Raw genomic sequence first — 23659 nt, 5'->3', positions numbered from 1 at the left:
CATCTTCGCTGTCCGGATCGCTCGCCCGAACGGTGAACCGTTTTTCTTCCCCGATCAGGAAGGCGTGGAAGCCTTCGTCGAGCACCGGCAGGCGGTTGACATTGGCCACCCTGACCGTGACGTCGATCGTATCGACAGCACCCAGCGGGTCGGTCGCGGTGAAGCGCAGGATATGATCACCGGCCTGCGCATAGCCCGGCGTCCATTGAATTTCGCCCCGCGCGGGGATGAACAGCATGCCTTCGGGCAAGCCGTTGGGTGCCTGATAGATGACGGGATCGGCATCGGGGTCGCCCGCGATGATGCGGAACACCATCGGCGCGCCTTCCCGCGCCAGTTGCAGGCCCATCGGCACGAACACCGGAGCCTGATTGGCATTGGCGACCGTCAATATGATCGTTTCGCTGCTGCTTGAATGGCCGTCGCTGACGGAGAAGGTGATGCTATATTCACCGCTGGAATTGAGCGGCGGCGTCCACACAAATGCGCCGGTAGCCGGATCGAGCGAGGCCGTATCGGGCGCGCCGCTCATCGTGAAGGTCAGGCTGTCATTGTCCGCGTCAGCCCCGCCCAGGGTGAATGAGAGCGTTTCGCCTTCCGTGATGCTATGATTGCCGACCGGCGCAAGCTGCGGGGCCGTATTGGTCGCGCGCACCACCACCTTGAACGCGGCGGTGTCGCTTACCGGCGTAACGGCACCGCTACCGGAATCGGTCACGGTGACCAGAGCATCATGCGTGCCCGCCAGCGCCAGTGTGGGCGTCCACTCGATCAACGCCCGGCCATAAACGCTGGTCGGCGTGATCGTTGCGCCCGGCAGTCCGGCAACCGCATAGGTCAGCGCATCCTGGTCCATGTCGGTGACATTGACGATGACCTTCATCGTCTCGCCGATCACGGCCACGACATCGCCGATATAGCCGATTTCCGGCGCCTCGTTGGGGCTGGTGACCTTGATCGTGAAGGCATAGCCGCCCGCCAGCGGTTCATCCGTTCCGTCCCCATCGTCGGTCGCCGTGAGGATGACGACATGATCCCCCCGTGCATTGGCGCCGGGCGCAACGCGGATCTTGCCGGTGCCGTCGCCATTGTCGACGAAGGTGATGAAATCGGGCAGCGGACGGAAGGGGCTTTCGTTCCGCAGGGCCAGGACGAGCGGATTGCCATCCGCGTCCGTGGCGCTGACGGGAATTTCAAGAACCGCGTCCTTGGCGACCGTCGCATTTTCGATCGGGCTTACCACCGGACGGCGGTTCTGGTTGAACACGCTGATGGGAACGATGATGTCCGTGGTTAGCGGAACACCCGTGCCATTGCCGTCATCGGTCGCACGGAAACGCACCACATGATCGCCAGCCTGCACATTGGTCGGCGTCCAGGTGAAATCATAGGTGTCCGGGTCAAAAGTCGCGCCGGGCGGCAGATCGCCGATCAACTCGACGGTGACTGTCCGGGACGTTTCGCTGGTCTCGACCGCCTCGCCCGTTTCGCCGTTGCGAAGAGCGGGGGTATAATAGGGGTTGTCGGGATCAAAGGCGAATATGTTGAAGGCAAGCTGTTGCCCTTCCAGCACCTGCCATCCGTCAAGCTGGTCGAACACGGGTGCGGCATTGGCATTTTCGACGGTGATTTTCGTGACGAACCGGACCAGCGTTTCGCCGTCCGTGACGAAGAAGGCAATGTCATAGACGCCGTTCTGGATATAGTTGGGCGTCCAGGAAAATTCGCCGGTCGTCGGGTTCAGCGTCGCGCCAAAGGGCAGCGCTTCCGCGCCATAGGATAGTTCGCGGTCACTGCGCGAACTGGCGTTGATCCGGAAATTGACGAAGTCGCCTTCACGCGCGATCCTGTCGGCAACGGGCACCACCTGCGGCGGCTCGTTCCGTTCGGCGACGAACAGGGTGACGACCACTTCGTCACGCGACAGGCCGTCGGTGACGAAGAAGCGGACATCATATGTCCCCGCCGATTCATAGCCTGGCAACCAGGAAAATGCCCGTGTCGCCGGATCGAAGGTCGCCCCGGCAGGCAGACCATCCGCCCAATAGGTCAGCGGCTGCGATTCAGGGTCGACTGCAACCAGTTCGAATTCGAACAACTGCCCTTCCCCGCTCGACACGGCGGAAAGGGACGAGACAAATTCCGGCGCGCGATTGCCCCCGGCAATCGCCAGCACGAAGCGTTGCAGCGACACGGCGCCGCGTGAATCGAAAGCCTCTATCACCACAGGCGCGAGCGATGCCGTCCCCGCAGGGGGCGTCCATTGCAGCAGGCCGGTCGTCGAGTCGATCGTCATGCCCGCAGGCGCGGTCAGCAATCCGAAGGACACCGCCTGCGCTTCCGCGTCGTTCGTCACCACCTGATAGCGGAGCGGCGTGCCGACGGTCGCTGATTGCGGTGGCACGCTGACGAAGGACGGCGCGGTGTTGGGAACCGCGTTCGCGACGATGCCGGTCACGAAATCAAGCCGTCGATTGGCCGAAGTCGTGATCGAAACCGTACGGCCGGACGTGCTTTCCCCTGCCTCCAGCACGCCGTCAGCAGGCAATGCGCCCGACAGGTCGATCAGGAAGCGGCCATCGTCGGTCTGGCCGGTCGCGCCCTGCGGAATGCCGGGGAAGCCGCCAAGCGGGTCGATCGTCAACAAGGCCGGCAGGGTAATCGGCCCGTCAGTCTTGTTGGTGATCGTGACCTTGTAGGAAATGGTGCCCGTCGCACGGTCCAGCCTCGTATCCTCGAACAGGATGTCGACAAGCGTGGAAATATCCTCGAACGCGGAAAATCCGGTTTGATAATTGACACCCATGCGCTGGCCATTGGCCGATGTCAGCGGCGCGCCGATGGTCAGTATATAATCGCCCGCCGGGATATTGCCGACGTTCAGATACGCGGTCCGGCTGGCCGCATCATAAGTGACGGCGCGGATCTGCTGAACGCCCAGAGTGGCGTGGTTGAGCGTGTAATATTCCGCATTGGTCACTGATCCGGCCTGACTGGCCGAACCGGCGAACATATCCTGATCGAAGGTGACCGACAGGAAAGCCTGGGGCAGCGCAATCTGCGCATCGGGAGACGGATTCGTGGCGACGACAACGGGCGCGGTCGCGGGCGCCACGATGTCGACCTGGTTGCTTTGGCTCACCAGAACACGGCCATCGCTCGTGGTGATGACGACATCGCCGCGCGAACCGCCCTTGGCCACGTCGATCCGACGCAGGGTCGCGCTATCCACCATGGTCAGCGCGCCGCCCGGTTCGGCCAGCCCTGCATCGTCCACCGTTCCGGCCGTGTGCGTGACGAACAGCAATCCTTCGAGCCGCGTCCCGGCCTGGCCGAACGCCAGCGAATCTGCGGGCGCATCGAAGGTGAGCATTGTTTCCGCCCGCGCGCGATCGGTGAAACGCACCACCTGCTTGCGGTCGGGCCAGGTCACCGCCCACAATGCACCGTCATCGTCGAAGGCCAGACTGCCGACGCGCAGATTTTCGTCCCTGCTCCACTGGGTGAAGCTGCCATTGTCGGGATCGAAGATCGACACGCCGCTGTTGGTCGACACATAGATTTTGCCGGTCGTGGGATGCACCGCCAGCGCGATGGTGATGCCATCGCCAAACCGGTCCAGAATGGCCCCGGTCTGCGGATCGAGCCGCAGCAGCGGCCCGCCGCCCGTGGTCGCCCACAGGCCGCCCTCGGCATCGAACGCCATGTTGAAAATGGGCGTGTCCAGCTCCGCAAACGGCGTCGCCGCCGCGCCGCCCTGCCCGCTGAACTTCCAGATCGTGCCGCGATTGGTGCCGCCGGAAACAAGGAAGTCGCCGTCCGGCGTCTCCACGATCGCCATCGGGCCGATTTCGGTCGTGCTGCGCGTGATCCCGGTAGCGAAAGCGCGGGCGACAAAGGGGCTGAGGACGGAATCAAATTCGCTCGGCGCGCTCAGCGGAGCCGCAGCAGGAACCAGCGCTTCGGCCTGCGTGAATAGCGCGTTGGTTGAGGGTTCCGGCGTGGGTGCTGGCGGCTGCCCGAAATTGGGCGCCGTCGTGTCGGGCACGGTGGGCACGCCACCCAGATTGACGCTGGACCCGTCGGAAATGGCGTTGACGCCGGGCTTGGGCACTTCGCGATTGCCCGCAATGTCAGTCGCGAGCGCCAGGAATTCATAACTTTTGCCAGCCTCCCCTTCAAAGACCAGCATGCCGCTCGCGTCGGGCAACATCCGTTGCCATATTTTGAAATCGCCGCCATTTTCAGCGGTGTAAAGCGTCACATGCTTGACGCCGGAACCGCCGACATCGTCCAGAACGCGCCAGTTCACCTCGAAATTGGCTGTCGTGCCCACGCGTTTGGCGGTGAGCGTGCTGGTCGGCGCTACGGCATCGACCATCTGGCTAAGGACGATGGTGTCTTCTGGCGCAAAGCCATCCATCAGCACCCGTGCGGAGGCGGAAATGCGCTCGCCGGTCGCCACATCGTCGCCCGGCACCACCGTGTAACTGACAAAGCCCGCGCCCGTCCCGCTGGCATCATTGGGCGCCAGCAAACCGCGGGTCGCGTCCTGCAACACTTCGCCGGTCAGCGGGTCGATCGCCTGGATGAGCCAGCTCGCACTTGCCGGTTGCTGGAACAGGTCCAGCACTGCGCTGACCCGCAGGATGAAACCGCGCGTGGCAGTGAAATCAATCTCCGCGTCGAAGCTGGTGCGGCCATCAGGCACGTCGATGGTGATGTCGCCAATCTTGATATCGCCGAGCCGGAAGCTGCGCGGATCAAGATCGGGATCGAGCGTGGTGACGATCTGGACTTCATTGGTATAGCGCGCTGAACCAGCCGCATTTTCGAAAGCGACGGTATAGGGCAGTTCCGCCGCTCCCGGCAGCCAGCCCTGCGTGTCGAGCGTCTGCGGCCCGGTGATCGACGCCAGCCGGTTCACCTGCCCTTCGCTGGCGAAAAAGCGCGAGAAATCCAGCTGGGCAAATTCCTGGCCGTCGACCGGCTCTGGCCCATTGATCTGGAAATCGGCGGGCAGCCCTGCACCGCGCTGGTCGAATGGCACCCATGGCACGAAAATCCGGAACGCTTCGAAATGCGTGGGCGTGGACAAGCCCAGATCATAGTCGGCCCGCTCCGGCAGCGCCGGCACCGGCACCTCGCCATCATATTTGTCGCTATGGCGCGGGTCCATATATTCGATGGCGGCCATCAGCCCTTCTTCATGCCCGTAATAGGCGCGGACCTGATCGAAGAAGGTGAGCAGATCGCCAGTGGAGCGTACCGACGAGCCGCCGGGGCCGAACAAGATGCCCGATGCCAACGTGGTCATCAGGCTGACGATATGCTGTTTCGTCCGGATCGGCGGCACGTCCTGCTCGTCGCGCAACAGCCCGGCCTGTTCGAGCGCGGCGAGATACAGTTCCGTCCACTGCTCTTCATCGGCGGCAAGCGCCAGCAATGGCGCGGGGGCGTCATTCGCCTCCAGGATGGCGGTGCGCAAATCGCGCGCCTGCTTCGACTGGAACTCGACAAATTCGGCCCGCGTCATGGTCGTGGCGGCAGCGACGATATGGAAGCGGAACGGGATGAACGGGATCTCGTCCTTGCTCGGCACGGCGCTATTCTGCTGGTAAAGGCCGACAAAATCGAGCTGGTCGAGCGTGCTGCGCGCGGCAGGCATGATCTCGCTCACCTTGTCCTTCACCGCTTCCCACCATTCGCCCAGTCCGCCCTCTCCTCCATCGAGGAGCGGCGCGAGGTCGGGGAACTGGCTGTTCATCCTGTCCTGAAACGCGCTGAAGGCACGATCCGCCATTTCCTTGAGGCCAGGATAGGTGCGGACGTTGACCGTGAAGCCGCCAAAGCCGTCAGCGGGCTGATCGAAAAGGAAGCCCGATGTCAGCAATTGCCCGTTGGTATTGGTGATCGATTCCAGATTGATGAAGGGCACATTGGCGTTGTCGCTGCCCTCCGCACCCTCTGGAATACCCCGCACATTGGTGAAGAATTCGAGGAATTTGAGGCCATAGACATATTGGTTGTAATTGAGTTCCGGCACGCCGACCTGGAAATAGGTATAGGGCGCGTCGAGGTTCGAGATATTCTTGAGCGCGATGGAATAGGTCGCCTGATCGCCCGCCAATATGACACGCGGGCCACCCACGCCGATCGTGACTTCCGGTTCGATGCCCCGTTCGATGAGGAAACGATAGGGTTCGACCGTCTGCGCCCCATCGGGATTGGTGACCTTCAGATCATAAAGGCCGTGCGCCGCGCCCGTAAAATCGAAGGTCGCGATGATCGTGCTGCTGTCGATCACCTTCCAGGTCACCGGCTCGAATTCGGCAATGCCCGGCCGGGACAGTTTGAGGATCGCATTCTCGTGGAAGCGCGCGCCCTTGATCGTGGTCGTCACATAGCGGCTGTCGCCGCCGGTATCGGTCTCTATGCTGGTGATCACCATCGGCATCAGATCGGCGATCAGCCGTACCGTGCTGCCGTCATCCGGGCCGCTATAGCCCCGCACCATCACATAATAGACGCCCGGCTCCGTATCGGGAACGATCGCGGTCAGTTCCTGAGCCAGTGGCCCGGTATAGGTCGCATCGAACAACGCCGATGTCGGCACATCGTCATGCCGCACGAACACTTCGTTGATCGCCCGCTCGTCATCGGAGGCTACGCGCAACCGCAACGTTTGTTCGGCGGGCACGACGATACGGTAGAGCCGCTCCTGCCCAGGCTTCAGATTGACCGACAAGGGGATTCCGAGCGTCAGCGTCTCAATCGAGATGCTGGTGGCGTTGGGGGCGGCGGTGATGTTGTTCGCCTCGCCCACATCCTCGAACAACTGGTTACGCGCGTCGGCCCGCACGATGATGCGATAGTCGCCCGCCGCCGCACCGGGCAGCGTCGTATCCAGGCTCAGCGTATAGCTCTGGTCCGCCAGCAGGGAGCCTGCGAAATTGGCGCGTCCCAGCAGCTTGTCACCTACGTCCCAGGTCGCATCGCGCGAGAGATAGACGGCATCGCTCCAGCTGCCCGACGCGGTCACTGTGCTCTTGTTCGTTACCGTCCAGCTGATCGTGACGGGATCGCCTGCCTGCTTGTTGTCGGGCGCGACAATATCGGTGACCTGTATGTCGGTGGGCGGTGGCAACTCGATGACCATCGGCACGTCGCTGCCGCGGATATTGTTGCGCTCGTCGGCCTCAAATAGACTGCCCGTGGCGTCATAGCGCGCCGGATCGGTCACCACGAACACATAATAGGCTTCGGTGCCCAAGTCGCCCGGCACAACGAAATCCTTGACGACGGAATAGGTGCCGCCAGCGTTCAGCCCCCCGGTGTGGCGGATCGAGCCCAGGAAACGATCCGATGTCAGGTCAAGAAACGGATCGCGGGAAAGATAGACGAGGTCGTCCCACTGCGGTTGCAGGGCCGGTGTCGCGCCGCCCGCATTGGTGACGCTATATTCCACGCGGAACGGCTGGCCACGGGTCGCGCGCAGGGGCACGCCGAGCGAGGCAACCTGAAGGTCTGGCGGGGTGTAGGGCGTGAGCGTGACCGGCTGGACGGTGAGGTTGTTGCCCTCCCCTGCATATTCCTTGACCTTGCCGTTGACCTGCCCGCGCACGCCGGACAAACGCGGCGACAACGTGCTTTTGGCGTAGCCCGACTGCTCCAGGCCCGAATCCGTAGCCGCGATGACATTGAATTCGCCCTCCAGCTCGAACGGCAGGCTGACGGTGACCTTCGCAATATAGGATTCGCCGGGATTGAGTATGCCGACATGCGCGTTTTCGGCGCGGACGATGACGCCCGGCGACGCTTCCCGCGACATCAGCCAGTCGCCTTCATCCAGCGAGGCGTCGAGCGACAGATAGACCCGGTCGACCCAGCTATCCTCGCGCGTCGCGCGGGTGCCGACATTTTCGACACGGAAGCTGATTTCAACCGTGCCGCCCGCGGGCAGCGTGTCCGGCAGGGTCAGTTCGGTAACCTTGAGGTCCGCTTCGCGATAGACGACAGGGAACTGCGCCTGTTTAACCGTCCCGGCGGGCAGCTCGAATACGAAATTCCGGAAAGCTTGGTCCCTCAGCGAATCATTATCGCCCGACCGGACGATGTCGCTGGGCACCACGGGCCGCCTTGGCGTGTTGGTGAACACATAGACATAATATTCGCCGTCAACGCCCGGCGGCATGTCGAATTCCAGCGTGTTGGTGTAGCTCTGCCCCGTGCCCAGCCCTTCATTGGCCTGCGTGACCGATCCGACATAGGTTGCGCGGTTTTCGATGAATGTGGGGTCCTTCGACACCCACAGCTGATCGGTCCAATATTGCGTGCCCGACCAGACCGGCGCGCCCTTATTCTCCACGGTATAGGTAACGCTTGTCCGTTCGCCGGAATAAGCGACGACGCCCGGCGCTGCGGGCACCACGCTGACCACTTGCAAGTCGGCCGGTGCGTTCGTCACGCTGGTGCTGGCGAATTTTGCGTTGTCGAGCGTGTTGGGATCGCCGCCCAGCAGCGATTTGACGATGACGTAGAGCCCGGCCGCGGCGGGATTGAGCTTGAACGTGGCGCTGTTGGTATAGCTCGCGCCCGGATCGAGCGGCGACAGATTGCCGAAACTGCCCAGACTGAATATGTTGCGTGCATTCTCCAGCAACGGTGCGTCGGCCAGATAGACCTGATCGGTCCAGCCAGTCGCCCTGGCGTCCCCGGTCGACCGCACTGTCCAGCTGACGGTGAAGTCGTCGCCGCCCTTGGCCTCTGCCGGGGCGGTTACGTCTGTCACCGCAATGGCGCGCGTGCTGGACACGGGCGGGGTGCCAACGATCTGGATCGCGCGGGCGCGATAGTTGCTGCTCTGAATTTCGGCCGGATCGTCGGGATTGACGTTGATGGCCAGCGAATCCTCCAGCAGCGTCGCGTAGGGATCGACCCAGGGCATGATATAATAGGTGCCCGAAACCACGCTTGCCGGCAGGGTCACAGTCAGTTCGCGGTCATAGCCCTGTCCGACTTCCAGCGGGTCGCCGGTGTAGGTCAGGCTGGTCAGCAATATATCGCCAAGGCCGGGGTGCGGCCGGTTCTTGTCCTTCGTCAGCCAGACCTGCTCGGTCCATTGGCCCAGGTTGCTGGTCCCCGCGCCGCGATTGGTCACGGTATAGCGCACCGGCACGCTATTGCCCTCGAACGCCTGGGCATTGGTGACGACATTGTCGACGACCAGATCGGCAAAGGGCACGGGTTCGACATAAATCTGCTGCGCGCGCACGTTGCTGGCAGTCGTGTCGTTCGGCCATTCGTCGATGGCGTTGCCGCTATCGGTCGCCACCAGCACGAACACATTGCCCCGGAACCGCAATGGCACGGTGAAGGTGGCGGAACTCGATTCATAGCTTTCCAGCGAACCGAGCGCGATCGGGTTGGCTAGGCGCGACACCAGAATGTCGTCGCCGCTGATCTTGTCGTCCAGCGACAGCCAGACCTGATCGGTCCAGTTGCCATTGGCTTCCACCAGCCCCTGGTTGATGACGGTGAAATCGACCGACGCGGTCGCCCCCGCCGTCACCCGGTCAGGCGCAATGATTTCGCTGATCTGCAAATCGGGGCGGGGCAGCACCGATACCAGGATGGATTCGTCATCGACCGAGCGGTTGTTCGTTTCCGCCGTATGTTCATAAACCGCGTCTGCGGCGTCAGTAACGACGATCACCTCGAACCGGTCGCTGGTCTTGGCCGGCAGGCGCATTTCCTCGCGCCGCGTATAGCTGGTGCCCGCCGCCAGCGGGCCGGTATAGCTGTAGGTGCCGATCAGCGTGCCAGCACCGCTGTCGCCCGCCTTGCGCAGATAGACCCTGTCCACCCAACTGCCTTCAGCCGCGCTCAGCCCTTCATTCTTGACCGTCCAGCTAATGTCGACGACGCCGCCCTCGACGCCGTTTGTCGGCGCAGAGATGGCCGTGACGCGAAGATCGGGTGGCGGCGCCAGCGAGATGCTGATCGGGGCGGACGTGCCGCTATTGTTGCCGGTAAAGGCAAATTCATAGGGTGTGGCATTGGGATTGTCGGAACCCGGCGCGATCACGACGATGCGATACTCTCCCGCTATCCCGTCAGGCAGCGTGAAGTTGGCCGTGCGTTCGTAGCTGTCCCCTACCCCCAGGAAACCGAGATGGTTGACCGAGCCGAGCAATATCCGGCCGCTGCCGTCGGTCCTTTCCAGATAGACGCTGTCGAACCATTCGCCCGTGTTGGTGAGGCCGATGCCCTGATTGCTTTCCTGCCATGTCACATCGATGGATGTGCCCGATTGCGCCACTGTGGGCGCAACGACGCTATCAATCTGCAAATCGGCCCAGACGATCGGCGACACGTCGAAAAAGCCAGCCAGCGCGGTCCTGTTCGCATCCGCGCCATTTTCGAACACCGCATCCGTCGCGTCCGAACGGACGAACAGCGTATAGCGCCCATAAAATCCGGCAGGCAGGATCAGGTCGAGATTGGCGTCATAGCTTTCGCCCACCGCCACGCTACCCGAATGCACCAGTTCGCCCAGCAATATGTCATCAGCATCGCCGAATATGTCATCGCGCGACACATAGACGCGATCGGTCCAGCTATCGACCGTTCCCAGCCCCGTGCCGATATTGGTGACGGTCCAGCCTATGCTGACGCGCGCAGGATCATTGATCGTGCGGGCTGGCGCGGTGACGTTGCTGACGTCCAGATCAGCATAGGGAGCGAGCGCGACGGTGAGCGCGACAGAGGCGCTGTTATTGGCTTCACCCGCGCTGGTTTCCGGCACGGCAGCGGCGCTGTCGCTCTGCACGATGATGCGATAATCGCCCGATGCGTCGATGGGCAGCCGAACGGTGAGCGCGCCGTCATAAACCTCGCCAACGCCAAGGCTCGATCCGCGCACGACTTCGCCCAGCTTGATGTCCCCGGCGCCGACCGTGCCGTCGCGCGAAAGCCAGAGGCTGTCGGTCCAGCCGCCGATGCTGGCCCCGGAGCCATCGTTGCGCACCTGCCATGTCACCGCAATGTCGCTGTTTGATTGCGGATTGACGCCGCCGGGCAGCGTGACGTTGAGCGGCACCAGATCGGGATGGGTCAGGACCAGCGCGTCCGAAGCGCCGTCATTGTCCGCCTCTATGCCGCCTTCAAACACTTGCTGGCCGACATCGGCGCGGACAAGGATGCTATAGGAGCCATCGGCCAGGTTTACCGGCAGTGTGACCGTCTGATGCACCTCATAGGCTTCACCGGGCGCAAGATCGAATGTGCGCGCGATGTTGGCCAGGGTCGTCGCGCCCGAAACAGTCGTGTCGTCATCCACATAGATGCGGTCGGTCCAGGGCGCACTCGCGGCCACCGTGCCGCTGTTGCGGACGATATAGCTGACCTCTACCGTTTCGCCCGGCCGCGCGCCGGCAGGTGCGGTGACGCTCTCGACGACCAGATTGCCTGAGGGCGCGACAGCGAAGCGGACAGGCGTAGAAACGCCCGCATTGTCGCCTTCAAGCCCGTTTTCAAACACCGTGCTCCCGGCGTCGGTGACCAGTATCAGGCGGTAATCGCCGCTGCGCCCGTCCTGCACGCGCGCCTGGACGGACACCGTATAGCTGTCGCCGATCGCCAGCCCCGCCTCGCGAGGCACTTCGGCCAGCAGCAGGTCGCCCGCATCGGCGACACCATCAGCCGACAATAGCAGCCGGTCGACATGCCCGCCCGCAGCGGTAGCGTCGCCAGTGTTGCGCACGCGCCATGATACGGTGAAGGGATCGCCGCCAAGGACGGTGGCCGTCGGACCGGATATCGCCTCTGCCACCAGATTGGGCGCGCGGCTGGTAATCGCGACATTTGCGGGGCCACCGACATTGTCGGCCCGCGTATCGGGTTCGACGATGTCCTGCGCGGCATCGGCCACGACATAGATGCGATAGTCGCCGGAGTTGATGTTGGGCAGGGCCAGCGTGCCCGAACCATTATAGCTGCCACTCGCAGCCAGCCCGCCGGTCCTGGCGATATTACCGAGTATGACATCGTCGGCGTTGCCGATGACAGCGTCGCTGCTCAATATCACCCGGTCCGACCAGTTGACGCCGTCCGCTATGGCCACGCCAGCGTTCGTCACGGTCCAGCTGACCGTGATGTTGCCCCCGCCCAGCCCATTGGCGGGCGCACTGACATTGCTGACGCGCAAATCCGCATATTGCCGCGCGGTGACGGCGATCGCGGCCTGCGCGCTGTTATTCCCCTCGGCAGCGACCCCGGCGGCGGCCTCGCGCACGCTGGTCTGCCCATTTGCGTTACTGTCGGCAATGATGGTGACGCGGATGTCGCCGACTGCGCGTTGCCCTTCCGGCAACGTGAAACTGGCCGTACGGGCGCGGCTTTCCCCAGCCGCCAGAGCGCTGGTCGTGGCGATCGTGCTGTTGAGCAGCGTTTCGCCAGTGGTCAGATTCTGCACCAGCAGGCGATTGTCGAACCCTGCAAGGGTGCCGACATTGCCCTGATTGCTTTCATCCCAAGTCAGCGTGATGACATCGCCCGATGCGGGCGCGCTGTTGGTGATCGCCAGATTGCGGATCTGAAGGTCGGGCGCGGAGGTGATCGTTACCGCTGTGCTGTTGTTGGTCTCACCCGTCGCCGCCGTGTTCGCTTCGGCCACCTGATCGAAAATATCGGTGACCACCGAAAATTCGAAAATGCCCTGACCCAATATGCCGTTGGGCCAGATGATCTGCGTCGAGCGTTGCGCAGCCTCGTCCGCGCCCAGCGCTCCTGTGAAGGCCACGGTAGCGACCTGCACCTGCTGGCCGGTCATGACGTTGCGCACGAACAGCCGTTCGCTAAAGTCCGCCGTCGTCGCGCTATTGCCTGCGTTGGTCGTGGTCCAGTTGACCGTCACGGTATCGCCGGGTTTCCAGCCGCCAGCCGGGTCAGCAGAGACATCGGAAACGACGAGGTCGCGGAACGGGGCCAGTTGCGACGTAAACTCCAGCGTCGCGGCGTTGTTGGTTTCCGCCGTACCAAGGATATTTTCTTCGTTGATCGTGTTGGCGACGTCGTTCGTCACCGTCACGCCAATCCGGCCAACGCCGCGATTGCCCGTCGGCAATGTCAGCGTGGTCTGCCGCTGCCGTTCCCCTTCCGGACTGATCACCGTGCCGCTGTCATCCAGCAGGATGTTGCCGATAATCTCGTTGGTATCCAGATTGCGCAGCAGCACCCGGTCCTGCCACGCTCCATCGGTCGGAAGCGTGCCCTGATTACGAGTTTTCCAGCTGATGGTGATCTCGCTGCCGGAACTGATCGTGCCGCTGCTGCTGACCGCCAGGGCGATCGGGATCAGGTCGGGCGATGGACGCACTTCCAGCGAGGAAATGCGAATAGGCGCGATCAAGGTATTTTCGATCACGTTGAAACTATATGTCCCGACCGATGCCACCTGTTGCACATAGCCTTCGATCAGCAGCGTGTAGGTGCCGCTGTCGGGAAGGACCAGCGTATCGACATCGTTCATGTCGCCGGCAAATAGCTGCCGACCATTGGGCGCGATCAGCCGCCAATGGGTGGACACGCCGGCATAGCTGAGCCTGTCGAAGTAGAAACGGTCGCCCGCTTCACCATCGAAGCGGTACATATCGGTTTCGGAACCGGGGCTGAGTGTTCCATTTACCGGAACGCCAGGCGTTATGGGCAGCGCATCGGCAAGCTTTTGCAACCGGATGGAATAGTCCCGGTCCGCCGTCGTGTTGCTTTCGATCCGCAGGACATGATCGCCCGCTGGCAGACGATAGACCACCTGCGCGTTGGATCGGTCGTAACTGTCCGTCTGGGTGAAGGGCAGCGCGGCAAAATCACCAGCCGGGCCGGTCAGCCGCCAGCTGACATCGCCAAGCGGCGCCAGCGCGTCGACATAGACCAGCGTTTCCTCGGTCAGGGTGAAAAGCAGGTCTTCTTTTTGACCAGGTTGATCGAGCGTCGAACTGATCGTCTCGCCCAGATCGATCGTGCGGCTCTTATGCACCACCTTGTCGACCTGGAACTGATAGTCGACCGGGCCGCCTTCACCGATCTGGCCTTCATAGGCGAGCTTATAGATTCCTGACTTTTCAAGCGTGATGAAGCCGGTATCCGTGCGGTAATTGGCACTCATCGCCACCCGGCCATCGGGGTCGAACAGCCGCCACTGGCCCGATCCGGCGCTGGCGATGAAATCAAAGAATATCTCGTCACCAACAGCGCCGGTGAACTTGTAGAGATTGCTGCTGTTGCCCGGCTCCAGTCGGCCCGTGGTCGGCGCGTTCAGCACCAGATCGCTCGCCAGCGCGGTATCGAGCAGGCGGAAAGCAAAATCGCCGGTCAGATCATCATTGGCATCGACCGTGATCGTATAATCGCCCGGTTCGAAAAACATGACGCCTGGGGATGCGCTGGAATGGGCGTCGGAATTCTGGAAATTGCGCGACAGGATCGTGCCGGACGGACCTGCCAGCGTCCATCCGAACTGGGTCGTGTTGATCAGGCTGTCGAATATCAGATATTGCGGTTCGCTGACGCTGAAGCTGTAGCGCGCCTTGGCCCCTGGTGCCGCGATGGTGCCGTTTATGGTCTCGCCGATCGTCAGCGGCGCGGTGCTGTCGACCATGTCAACTACGCGGAAACTGAGCGTCTGGGGCGCTGAGGTGCCGACGCGCCCTTCGATCAGCAGTGTATAGGTGCCGTCGAGCGGCAACACAGGCTCCTCAAGATCGCCGAGACGCCGCGTGTTGAACACCAGATTGCCGGCCGGGTCGATCAGCCGCCAGAAGGGATCGTTCGACCCGCTGATCAGGTCGAGCAACAGAGCTTGCCCGGCGGTGGCGTCGAACCGGCATATCGCGGTCAGATTGCCGGGTGTGAGGGTAAGCTCCTGCGTTTCGTTAAGATTGATCGCCGTGCCATCTGCCAGCGACGCAAGGCGGAATGAATAGCTGCCGGTATTGGCTCCGGTCGCTGAAATAGCGACGCTATAGGTGCCCGGCGCAAGCGTCATGACCGGATTGCCCGAAAATTCGGCGGAATCGGTGCTGTTGAAACTACGCACGGCCGGAGTCTGTGTCGGGCCGCTAATCTGCCAGCGCAGCGCGCTGTTGTTGGTCAGCGCATCGAAAATGACGGCGGTTTCTTCCGTCAGGGTAAATTCGTAGCGCTCCACAGCGCCAGCCAAGGCAATCGAGCCACTGACCGCGTCGTTGAGCGCAAGGGGCGTCATCGGCTGCGCCGCGGGGGTCATGGCGATAGCGAAATTGTCGAAATCCTGATCGGCCGTCGCATTGCCCTGGCTGGCGCCCAGCACCAGACGTCCCGCCTCCAACTCCATGCCGGGTACGAAGAAATCGGTGACGGCAGCGACGGTTGCCCCGCCCTGCGGCGTCAGTTCGATCGTCAGCAGCGACCCGCCATCGGTGCGTTCCACAAGGATACGCGCCCGCGCCCAATCGCCGCTGGCCAGCGTCAGACCGGGATCGGCGATGTCGGTCAGCTTGACGCCGTTATAATGGATGGAAATATGATTGGCATTGACTTCGCCATTGCTCAGCGTGTCGAAACCAATACCCAGCGCACCAGCCAGATTGGCCTCCGGCGTCACCAGCATCCCCGGCCCGCCATTGCCATATTGGCTGACCGGCAGATAGAGCAGGCCAAAGCCGTCGGCATCGCTCGTCTGCCCAGCGCGGCGGGTCAGGCGGAAATCAAACCCGATGTCGACAGCGTCCTGCCGCCCGCTGCCCGTGGCGGAAAAGGCAATCGAATTCTGGCTGTTCACTTGCAGCGAGTCTGTCAGTCTGATGACGTTGTCCCCGCCGTCGGACAATATCTGCGCGGCCGCTCCACGATGATTGCCCAAGACATAGGGCAGGCCCGCAACGTCGAAATCCTGGCTGGTCTGGCCACCAGCAGGCAGGATGGTCGGCTGATTGTAGATGAAGCTGTAGCTGCCGTCCGTCGTGGCGGAACGCCGACCTTCCACCAGCAAGGTGTAGGTGCCGGCCATCGCCGCCGTCATCAGGTCCGTATCGTTCAGCCCCACGGGGCCGAAAATCACCTGCCCCATCGGGTCGATCAGCCGCCAGCTATTATTGCCGGAAGAATTGCTGATCACGTCGAAGCCGAAGCGCATGCCGGGCGTCGCGGTAAAGCGGAACATGTCCGTTTCCCGCCCATTTTGGCCGATCGTGCGATTGAATGTCCCGTCGGGCACCAGTTCCTCGGCGGACGCAAGGTCGAGCAGGCGGAAACTATAGTCGCCTGTATTTTCGGCCGTCGCGTCGATCGTCAGCGTATAGCCGCCCGCGCCAAGGTTCAGGACGGGATTGCCGCCAAAATCAAACCCATCGGAATCATGCACGTTGCGACTGTCGACTTCAACGCCATCGGGGCCGCGCAACGTCCAGTTGAATATGGTCGCGGTCGTCAGCGCGTCGAACACCAGCTTCGTCGCTTCGCTCAGCGTAAAGCTGTAGGCGTCGCTTTCACCCACCGCGCCGATCGCCGCGTCCACACGCGATCCGATGGTCAGCGCCGCCGTCTGCGTGGTGATGGGATAGACGCCAAATTGATAGTCGGCGACCGTCGCTGTATAGACGCGCCCCTCGATAAGCAGCGAATAGACGCCGCTAATGGCAAGCTCCTGCCCGTCAATATTGCCGATCGAATTCGGGCCGAACACTTCGTTGCCGAACGGATCGATCAGCCGCCAGCGCATGTCGTTATGCACCGTGCCGCCGTCGAAGAAGAATTTTTCACCCGCATTCGCAGCGAAGCGATAGATGTCCGTCTCGCTCGTCGGGGTGAGCGTTCCCGAAACCGGCGCACCGAGCGTAAGCGGCGCGCCGAGCGAGAGATCGCGCAAACGGAAATTATAATGGCCTGTCACGCTGCCGGTCGCGTCAATCTTCAGCGTATAATCGCCCGCGCCCAGCCTCAGGACGGGCGAGGCGGTGAAATCGGCGGAATCGGTATCGCTCAAGCGCCGGGCGCTCACAATTTCGCCTTGCGGGCCAGTCAGCGTCCAGTTAATGTCAGCCGAATTTGTCAGGCTGTCCAGCATGACAAGTGTTTCGGCCGTCAGGCTGAAGCTGTAGACGTCGCTTTCGCCCGGCTGCGCGATGCGGCCGGAAACGCCATTCGCGTTGGTTGTGCGCAACAGCGCGCCATCGCTCAATGCCGTACTCTCGAAATCCAGCGCATAGAGCAGGCCGCTGGTGCCAGAAGCAGGCGGATTGGTCATGCCGGCGGCGACATCGGCCTCGCTGCGCGCAATATCCCAGATGCGGAAGCTGTCGACCGCACCTTCCCACTGACCGTAACTGGTCTCGACTTCCTCATACTGACCGATCAGCAGCGGTTCGCCCGCATCAGCATTGTTGTTGATCCTGATGGTTCCGGACGCCTGCTCCACACCGTTGACAAGGATCTTCATCGCGCCGCCATCACGGTCGGCGACCAGCGCGATATGCGCCCATTCGCCTGCCGTGATCAGGCCGCCCCCGGTCTGGATCGATTGCACCCCGGATGCATCACGCACCGCCGCCCAGACCGAGCCGTTGGCGTTGACCGCGATCCGATAGGGTGACGTGCCATGGGTTGATTTGGCGACCAGCGATGTCCAGCTGTTGGTGAAGCGATCCAGCTTGAACCAGCCTTCGACCGTCAGATTGCGGCTGGGCGACACTGCCGGGCTGCTCGGCACTTCGACATAGTCGACCCCGCGCAGCGTCAGCGCATTGCCGCTCTTTCCGGGCTGAACCTGCGGCTCCTGGGGATTGGGTCCGTCCAGCGTGATCGCTACGGGCGGCGTGGCCGCGACCTTATATGCCGCGAAGCGGAAATCGACCGGCCATTCGCGCCAGACTCGCGGTTCGACGATCAGCGTGTAGACGCCGCCGATCGCCAGTGCCCCGGTCTCACGCGACGAAAAATCGACAGGGCCGAAAATCTGGCGACCATAGGGATCGATCAGCCGGTACGAGACCCGGCTGCTCGAATTGGTCAATTGCTGGACATCGAACAGCAGATTGTCGCCGGGATTGACGTCCAGGCGATAGGCATAGCTTTCCGACGAGCCGCTGGCCGTCTGCGAAATCGCGGTATCGAACGGCATCAGCGGCGCCGCCGACAGGTTGAGCAAGCGGAAGGCAAAAGCGCCGGTCGCAGCCCCTGTGCCGTCGACCACGATCGTATAGGTGCCCGGCTCGACGGTGAAAACGGGGTTGCTCCCGCCCAGTTCATAACTGTCGCCGTTGCGCAGATTTTTCGATATCGAAAAGCCGCCCGGCCCGGTTACGGAAACGACCATCTGGTCATTGTCGTGCAGACTGTCGAACGCCATCATCGTGCGTCCGGCAACGGTGAAAGTGTACGTCCGCTTGTCGCCCGGCGTGTCCAGACGCCCTTCCACCACGCCCTTCACATTGGCAAGGTCGCGCAGAACCGGGATCGCCGCGCCGTTGACGCTGTTCGTCACGGCTCCCGCAGTCACATTATCCAGCCCCAATCGCAGTACCAGACCTGCGCTGTCGGCAGGCGCCCCGACATTCATATTGTCGACGATCTGCGCTTCCGTGCGTCCCCCGCTCCAGACGCGCACTTCGTCCAGCCCGCCCTCGAACTTGCGGTAGGCTTCGTTATATTCGCTGGTGCCGCTGATGATCAAAGGCGTATCGGGCGAACCGTTCGACAGCGCCGTACTGACCGATCGGGATGCAGCCAGCACGCCATTGACATAGATTTTCATCGTGCCGGTGCTGCGCTCCAGCACCGCTGCGACATGACTCCACTGGCCATAGGGAACCGCGTTGCTCGCAGTCTCCAGCGTGTCGTTCGCCGTACCCCGCATCGTCGAGAAATGAATGAAGCCGCTGGAGTTGAACCACACGGAATAGTCGCGCTGTCCCGCCTCATTGGCCTTGTACACGATCGGCGACCATGTGTCCGCCTGTCGATCGGGATTGATCCAGAATTCGATCGTCACATCCTGCCGCAGGTCGAGTGCAGCATCGACGATCTGGATCTGCTCATGGGCTGACAAGGCAAGGGCGTTGCCGACCTTGCCCGGCCGCGTCAGTGCTCCGTTGGTCGTGCCGTCAATGGCGATTGTCTGGGTCGGGTTGGTCGGCTTTTGCAGGGTAAAGCCATAGCTTTGGCTGGCACTGGCGTCCCAGACCCGTCCTTCCAGCAGGATCAGATAGCGTCCCGTCTTGGGCAGCACGATCTCGCCATTGTCCATGTTCGTCGGGCCGACGAATTGAAGCCCGTCAGGATCGATAATGCGCAAGGAGGCGTTGGGCTGGTTTTGCAAATTCTGGTAGAAGATCGTTTCGCCCGCCGTCCCCTCAAAACTGTAGAGATCGGTTTCGCGCAACGGCGTCAGGTCGGAACGAACCGGCTGGCCAAAGGTCAGCGCCGTTGCTGATGCGGTGTCGATCAGGCGAAATTCGGCGCTGCCCGTCTTTCCGGCATTGGCGGAAACATCCAGATTATAGCCGCCCGCAGGAAGCGTGAAAATGCGCTCGCCGCTATTTTCGTAGGAATCGCTATTGTAGAAATTACTGCCGACCAGATTGAGACCAGCGCTTGAAATCGCCCATGAAATCTCGGAATCCGGCGTAAAGCTGTCGAAATAGAAGGATTTGGGCGCGGTCAGCGTAAACGTATAACGCTGTTTCTGCGTCGGCTTGGCGATCGTCGCAGTGGTCCGCTCGCCAAAATTGAGCGCAATGGGGGCCGGGTCCGCCTCGATCCGTGACAGTGCGAACTGATAATTGATCGTCGCGGCATTGTCCCACGGGCGCCCTTCGACCAGCAATGTATAGGTGCCGGTGCGCGGCATGGTGATGGCGGCATCACGGAAATCGATGGGGCCGTAAACGATCTGGCCAAAGGCATCGAGGATTTTGAGCGATCCATTGCCCGCCCCCTGGATGCCATCGAAAAAGACCTTTTCGCCCTCCGTCGCAGTGAAGCGATAGACATCGGTTTCCCTGCCCGGATCGAGCGTGCCCGACGTGGTGGAGCCATCGACCGCCAGCATTGTTCCGGCGGCGGCATCCAGCAGGCGGAACTTGTAGTCGCCCAGCGTCCCGCCGCCGGTTTCCACCTGCTGCGATCCCCGGACCACCAGTTCATAATCGCCCGGTTCGAGCAGCATCGGCGTGCGATTCTGCTGTTCGTAGCTGTCGGAATAATAGAAACGGTTGCCAAGTGACGTTTTCGGCCCGTTGAGCGCCCATTCGAGATAGACCGATGGGCTGTAGCTGTCGAAAATCACCAGCTTCTGCGTATCGACGGTGAACTGATAGCGCTGGACATCGCCGGTCTTGGCGATCGTGCCTTCCACCATGTCGTTCAACGCCAGATCGACAGGTGCGGGATCAGCCGGGCGATTGAGGATGAAGGCATAGTCGTCGGACGCCCGGTTATCCCAGACCCGGCCCTCTACGACAAAATAATATGTGTCCGAAACCGGCAGGATGAGTTCGCGATAGTCGAAACTGGCCGGACCGAACAATTGCCGCCCGTTGCTCGAAAAGATGCGCCAACTTGCATTGCTGGGATAGTCGCGCACATCGAGAATGATTTTCTCGCCAGCGCTCGCGGTAAAGCTGAAAATGTTCGTCGCGCGCGCGGGCGTGAGCGTGGATGCGGTGACGCTGCCATCTGCCGCCACAGGCGTGGCGCCTGCGAAATCGAGCAGGCGGAAACCATATGCCCCCGTGCTGCCCTGCACCCGGATCTGATAGTCGCCCGGCTGGGTCAGATCGATGAACGTATTGGCGCTATTCTCGAAACTGTCGGTGTAATAGAAAGCGCGATCCGGCGTGATGCGCCCCGACGGACCGAACAGCGCCCAGCTCTTTTCCGTGTCGGGCGTCAGACTGTCGAAATAGACCCGGGTGGGCCCCGCAATGGTAAAGCTGTGGAGATCGATTTCATCCGCTGCGCTCAACGTGTCGCTGACCGCCGCGCCAAGGGTGAAGACGGTGCCGGTTCCCCTGTCCGGCGGCGGCGTGTTGCCGGTGCTGCTGACCTTGAGCACATAGTCGACCGGCGCGCCTTCCCACACCCGTCCTTCGAGCATCAGGACATAGGTGCCGTCATAGTCAAGGCTAAGCGGAACCGAATCATTGAACTGGCGCGCGGATGTGACGAGGCGGCCGAGCGGGTCATATAGACGCCAGTACGCATTGAGGTTCGTACTGGATATCCGTTCGATCGTGATCGCGTCGCCCTCTTGCGCAGTGAACGCGAACATGTCGGTCTCGTTGCCCGGCTCCAGCCTGCCGCTGGTCTCCGCGCCAAGGGTCAGTGGCGTTGCGCTGGCAAGGGCCAGCAGCCGGAACTGATAATCGGCTGCAACATCGCCTGCGCCGTCGACGGTCAGCGTATAGGTGCCCGGCGCCAGGTTGAGCAGCAAATTGCTGTTGGTGTCGATTTCGGCGGAATCGGCATAATAGAAATTGCGATTGGTAATTTCCGCGCCAAACGGCCCGGTCAGCGACCAGCTCAATGCAGAGTTCGCCGTCAGCGAGTCAAAGGCCAGCTTCGTCGCTTCGCTGAGCGTGAATGTGAAGCGGTCGGCTTCGCCTGCATCGATCCGTCCGCTGGTCAGCGCGTTCAGCGTCAGAGCGCTCGTGTCGTCCGACACCTTGAGCAGTTCGGCGGTAAAGGCGGCGCTGCCCTGATTGTAGAGATAGCCTTCGATCGCGATCAGATATTCACCCGTTTCGGGCAGTGCGCCAAGGTCGATATCGCCCAGTCCCGAACCGCTGAGCAGCAATGCTCCATTGGGCCGGTATATCCGTACATACTGATTGTTGCTCGCGCTCAGCAGGTTGAGGAAATAATGGTCATCCTTCACGCCGTCGAGCCGAAACAGCTTTGTTTCGGTCCCCCGGCGCAGGACGCCACTGGCGACAAGAGCGCCCGGCGCAAGGTCGGCAGCGGTTTGCCCCGTCGCCTCGTCAAAACGCCAATAGCCCGCTAGGCCGCTTTCGCTGCCCGTTAGCGGGCGTTGGTAACCGCTGGCGATGTCGGCCGCGCTGCGCGCCATGCCCCACAGGCGTATATCGTCGATCTGCCCGTCGAACTGATAATTGCCGGTTGGCGCCGCACCGAAGTTGAGCGCATTGCCGCTGTGGTTGATGGCTGCGTCATAGGCCTTCTCGGCAACCAGCGCGCCATCGATATATAGTTGCAAATTCGTGCCGTCATAGACGCCGGCGACATGCTTCCATTGATCGGTCGAAAGCGATGCCTCGACAAAGCCGTCGCTCCAATTGTTGACGAAGAAGCGGACATTGCCGCCGACGCGCATCAGCCCATAGCCATTGCTCCATCCGGTATCGTTCACCTTGCTGACGATACCCTGATAGAAGCCGCCGCCGCTGCGTGCGTTGACCCAAGCCTCGACCGTGATCGCAGCCGGGTTGAGCGCCGCGTCGTTGGCGACTTCAAGCTCTCCAAGTGTCGCGACGTCCCAGCTGCGGTTGACCGTTCCGCCCTGCCCCGAATAGTCGAGCGGCGCGCCAGCCGCGTGTGCGATATTGGCGAGCGCGCCGCCATCCTCGATCGTCGCGCCAAACTCATCCCCCGCGCTGATCGCCGTGGCAGTCGTCGAAAAATCGAGCAGGCGGAAGGCAAAATCCCCGGTCGCATCGCCATCGGCGAATACCGTCAACTCATAATGGCCCGCGACAAGATTGAGCAGCGGATCGCCATTGAAGGAATCCGAACTGTTCATGCTGCGGTTGTTGATCACCTGACCGCGCGGCCCGCTGAGCGACCATTTGAGGCTGTCGCGGCGTATCAGATTGTCGAACAGCAACTTACTGTCACTGGCGAGGTCGAAATCGAACACCGTGCTGCTGCCCGCGGTAGCAAGGCGGCCCTGCGTCCGTTCATTGATCGTCAGCGCGGCGCTGGTCTGCGTGATCTTGCCGAAGGTAAAGGCGTAGCTGATGTCGTTGGTGGCAGAATTATAAACCCGCCCTTCAATCTCCATCATGTAGGTGCCCCTGCGGTTCAGCAGATAGGCGCCGGAATCATCGAAGGAATTTGGCCCCGTAACATATTCGCCATCGGGACCGATGAGCCGCCATGCCGTGGATTCGGCGGGGTAGCTGTGCGCATCGAAGAAGAAACTGTCCCCGGCCAGCGCATCGAACTTGTAGAGCGCGGTTTGGTTCGCCTTATGCTGTCCGTTGACGACATCACCGGGCGTGAACGCATCGGCATTGGCGATATCAAGCAGGCGGAAGGCGTAATTACCCGTCGCGTCGCCTCGCCCATCGATGCTGAGCGTATATTCGCCCGCTTGCAGGTCCAGAACGTTGCCGCCCGAAAAATCATAGGAATCCGACTGGGCCAGATTGCGGTTCGAAACGATGCTGCCCTTCTGGTCGGCCAACGCCCAGAACATGTTGTTGGTGGCGGTGAGCGAATCGAACACGACCTTCTTGGGTTCGGTCAGCGTGAACGCGAAGCGGTCGGTTTCGCCCGGCACCTCGATCGTGCCCATGACCGGTGGCACGTCCGCCGCCAGCAGCAAGCGCGGTTCCACCGCTTCGAAATGGAGCCGGTTCGCCAGACTGGAGGAGTTTCGCAA

At 61.9% G+C, this 23659-nt stretch carries 1 protein-coding gene (only partly in view); it reads right to left on the bottom strand.

Going from position 1 to position 23659, the window contains the following annotated elements; all coding sequences use genetic code 11:
* Positions 1–23659, bottom strand: the 5' portion of a protein-coding gene (locus IWY39_RS00655) for a putative Ig domain-containing protein (RefSeq protein WP_231377473.1). Its footprint begins 13415 nt before the window's first position; only the first 23659 of its 37074 coding nucleotides appear in the window; the start codon lies at positions 23657–23659; its stop codon lies off the left edge, out of view.

Source organism: Sphingobium sp. JAI105, from assembly GCF_015752145.1.
Taxonomy (GTDB): domain Bacteria; phylum Pseudomonadota; class Alphaproteobacteria; order Sphingomonadales; family Sphingomonadaceae; genus Sphingobium; species Sphingobium xenophagum.
This window is presented reverse-complemented; position numbering and strand designations above follow the sequence as displayed.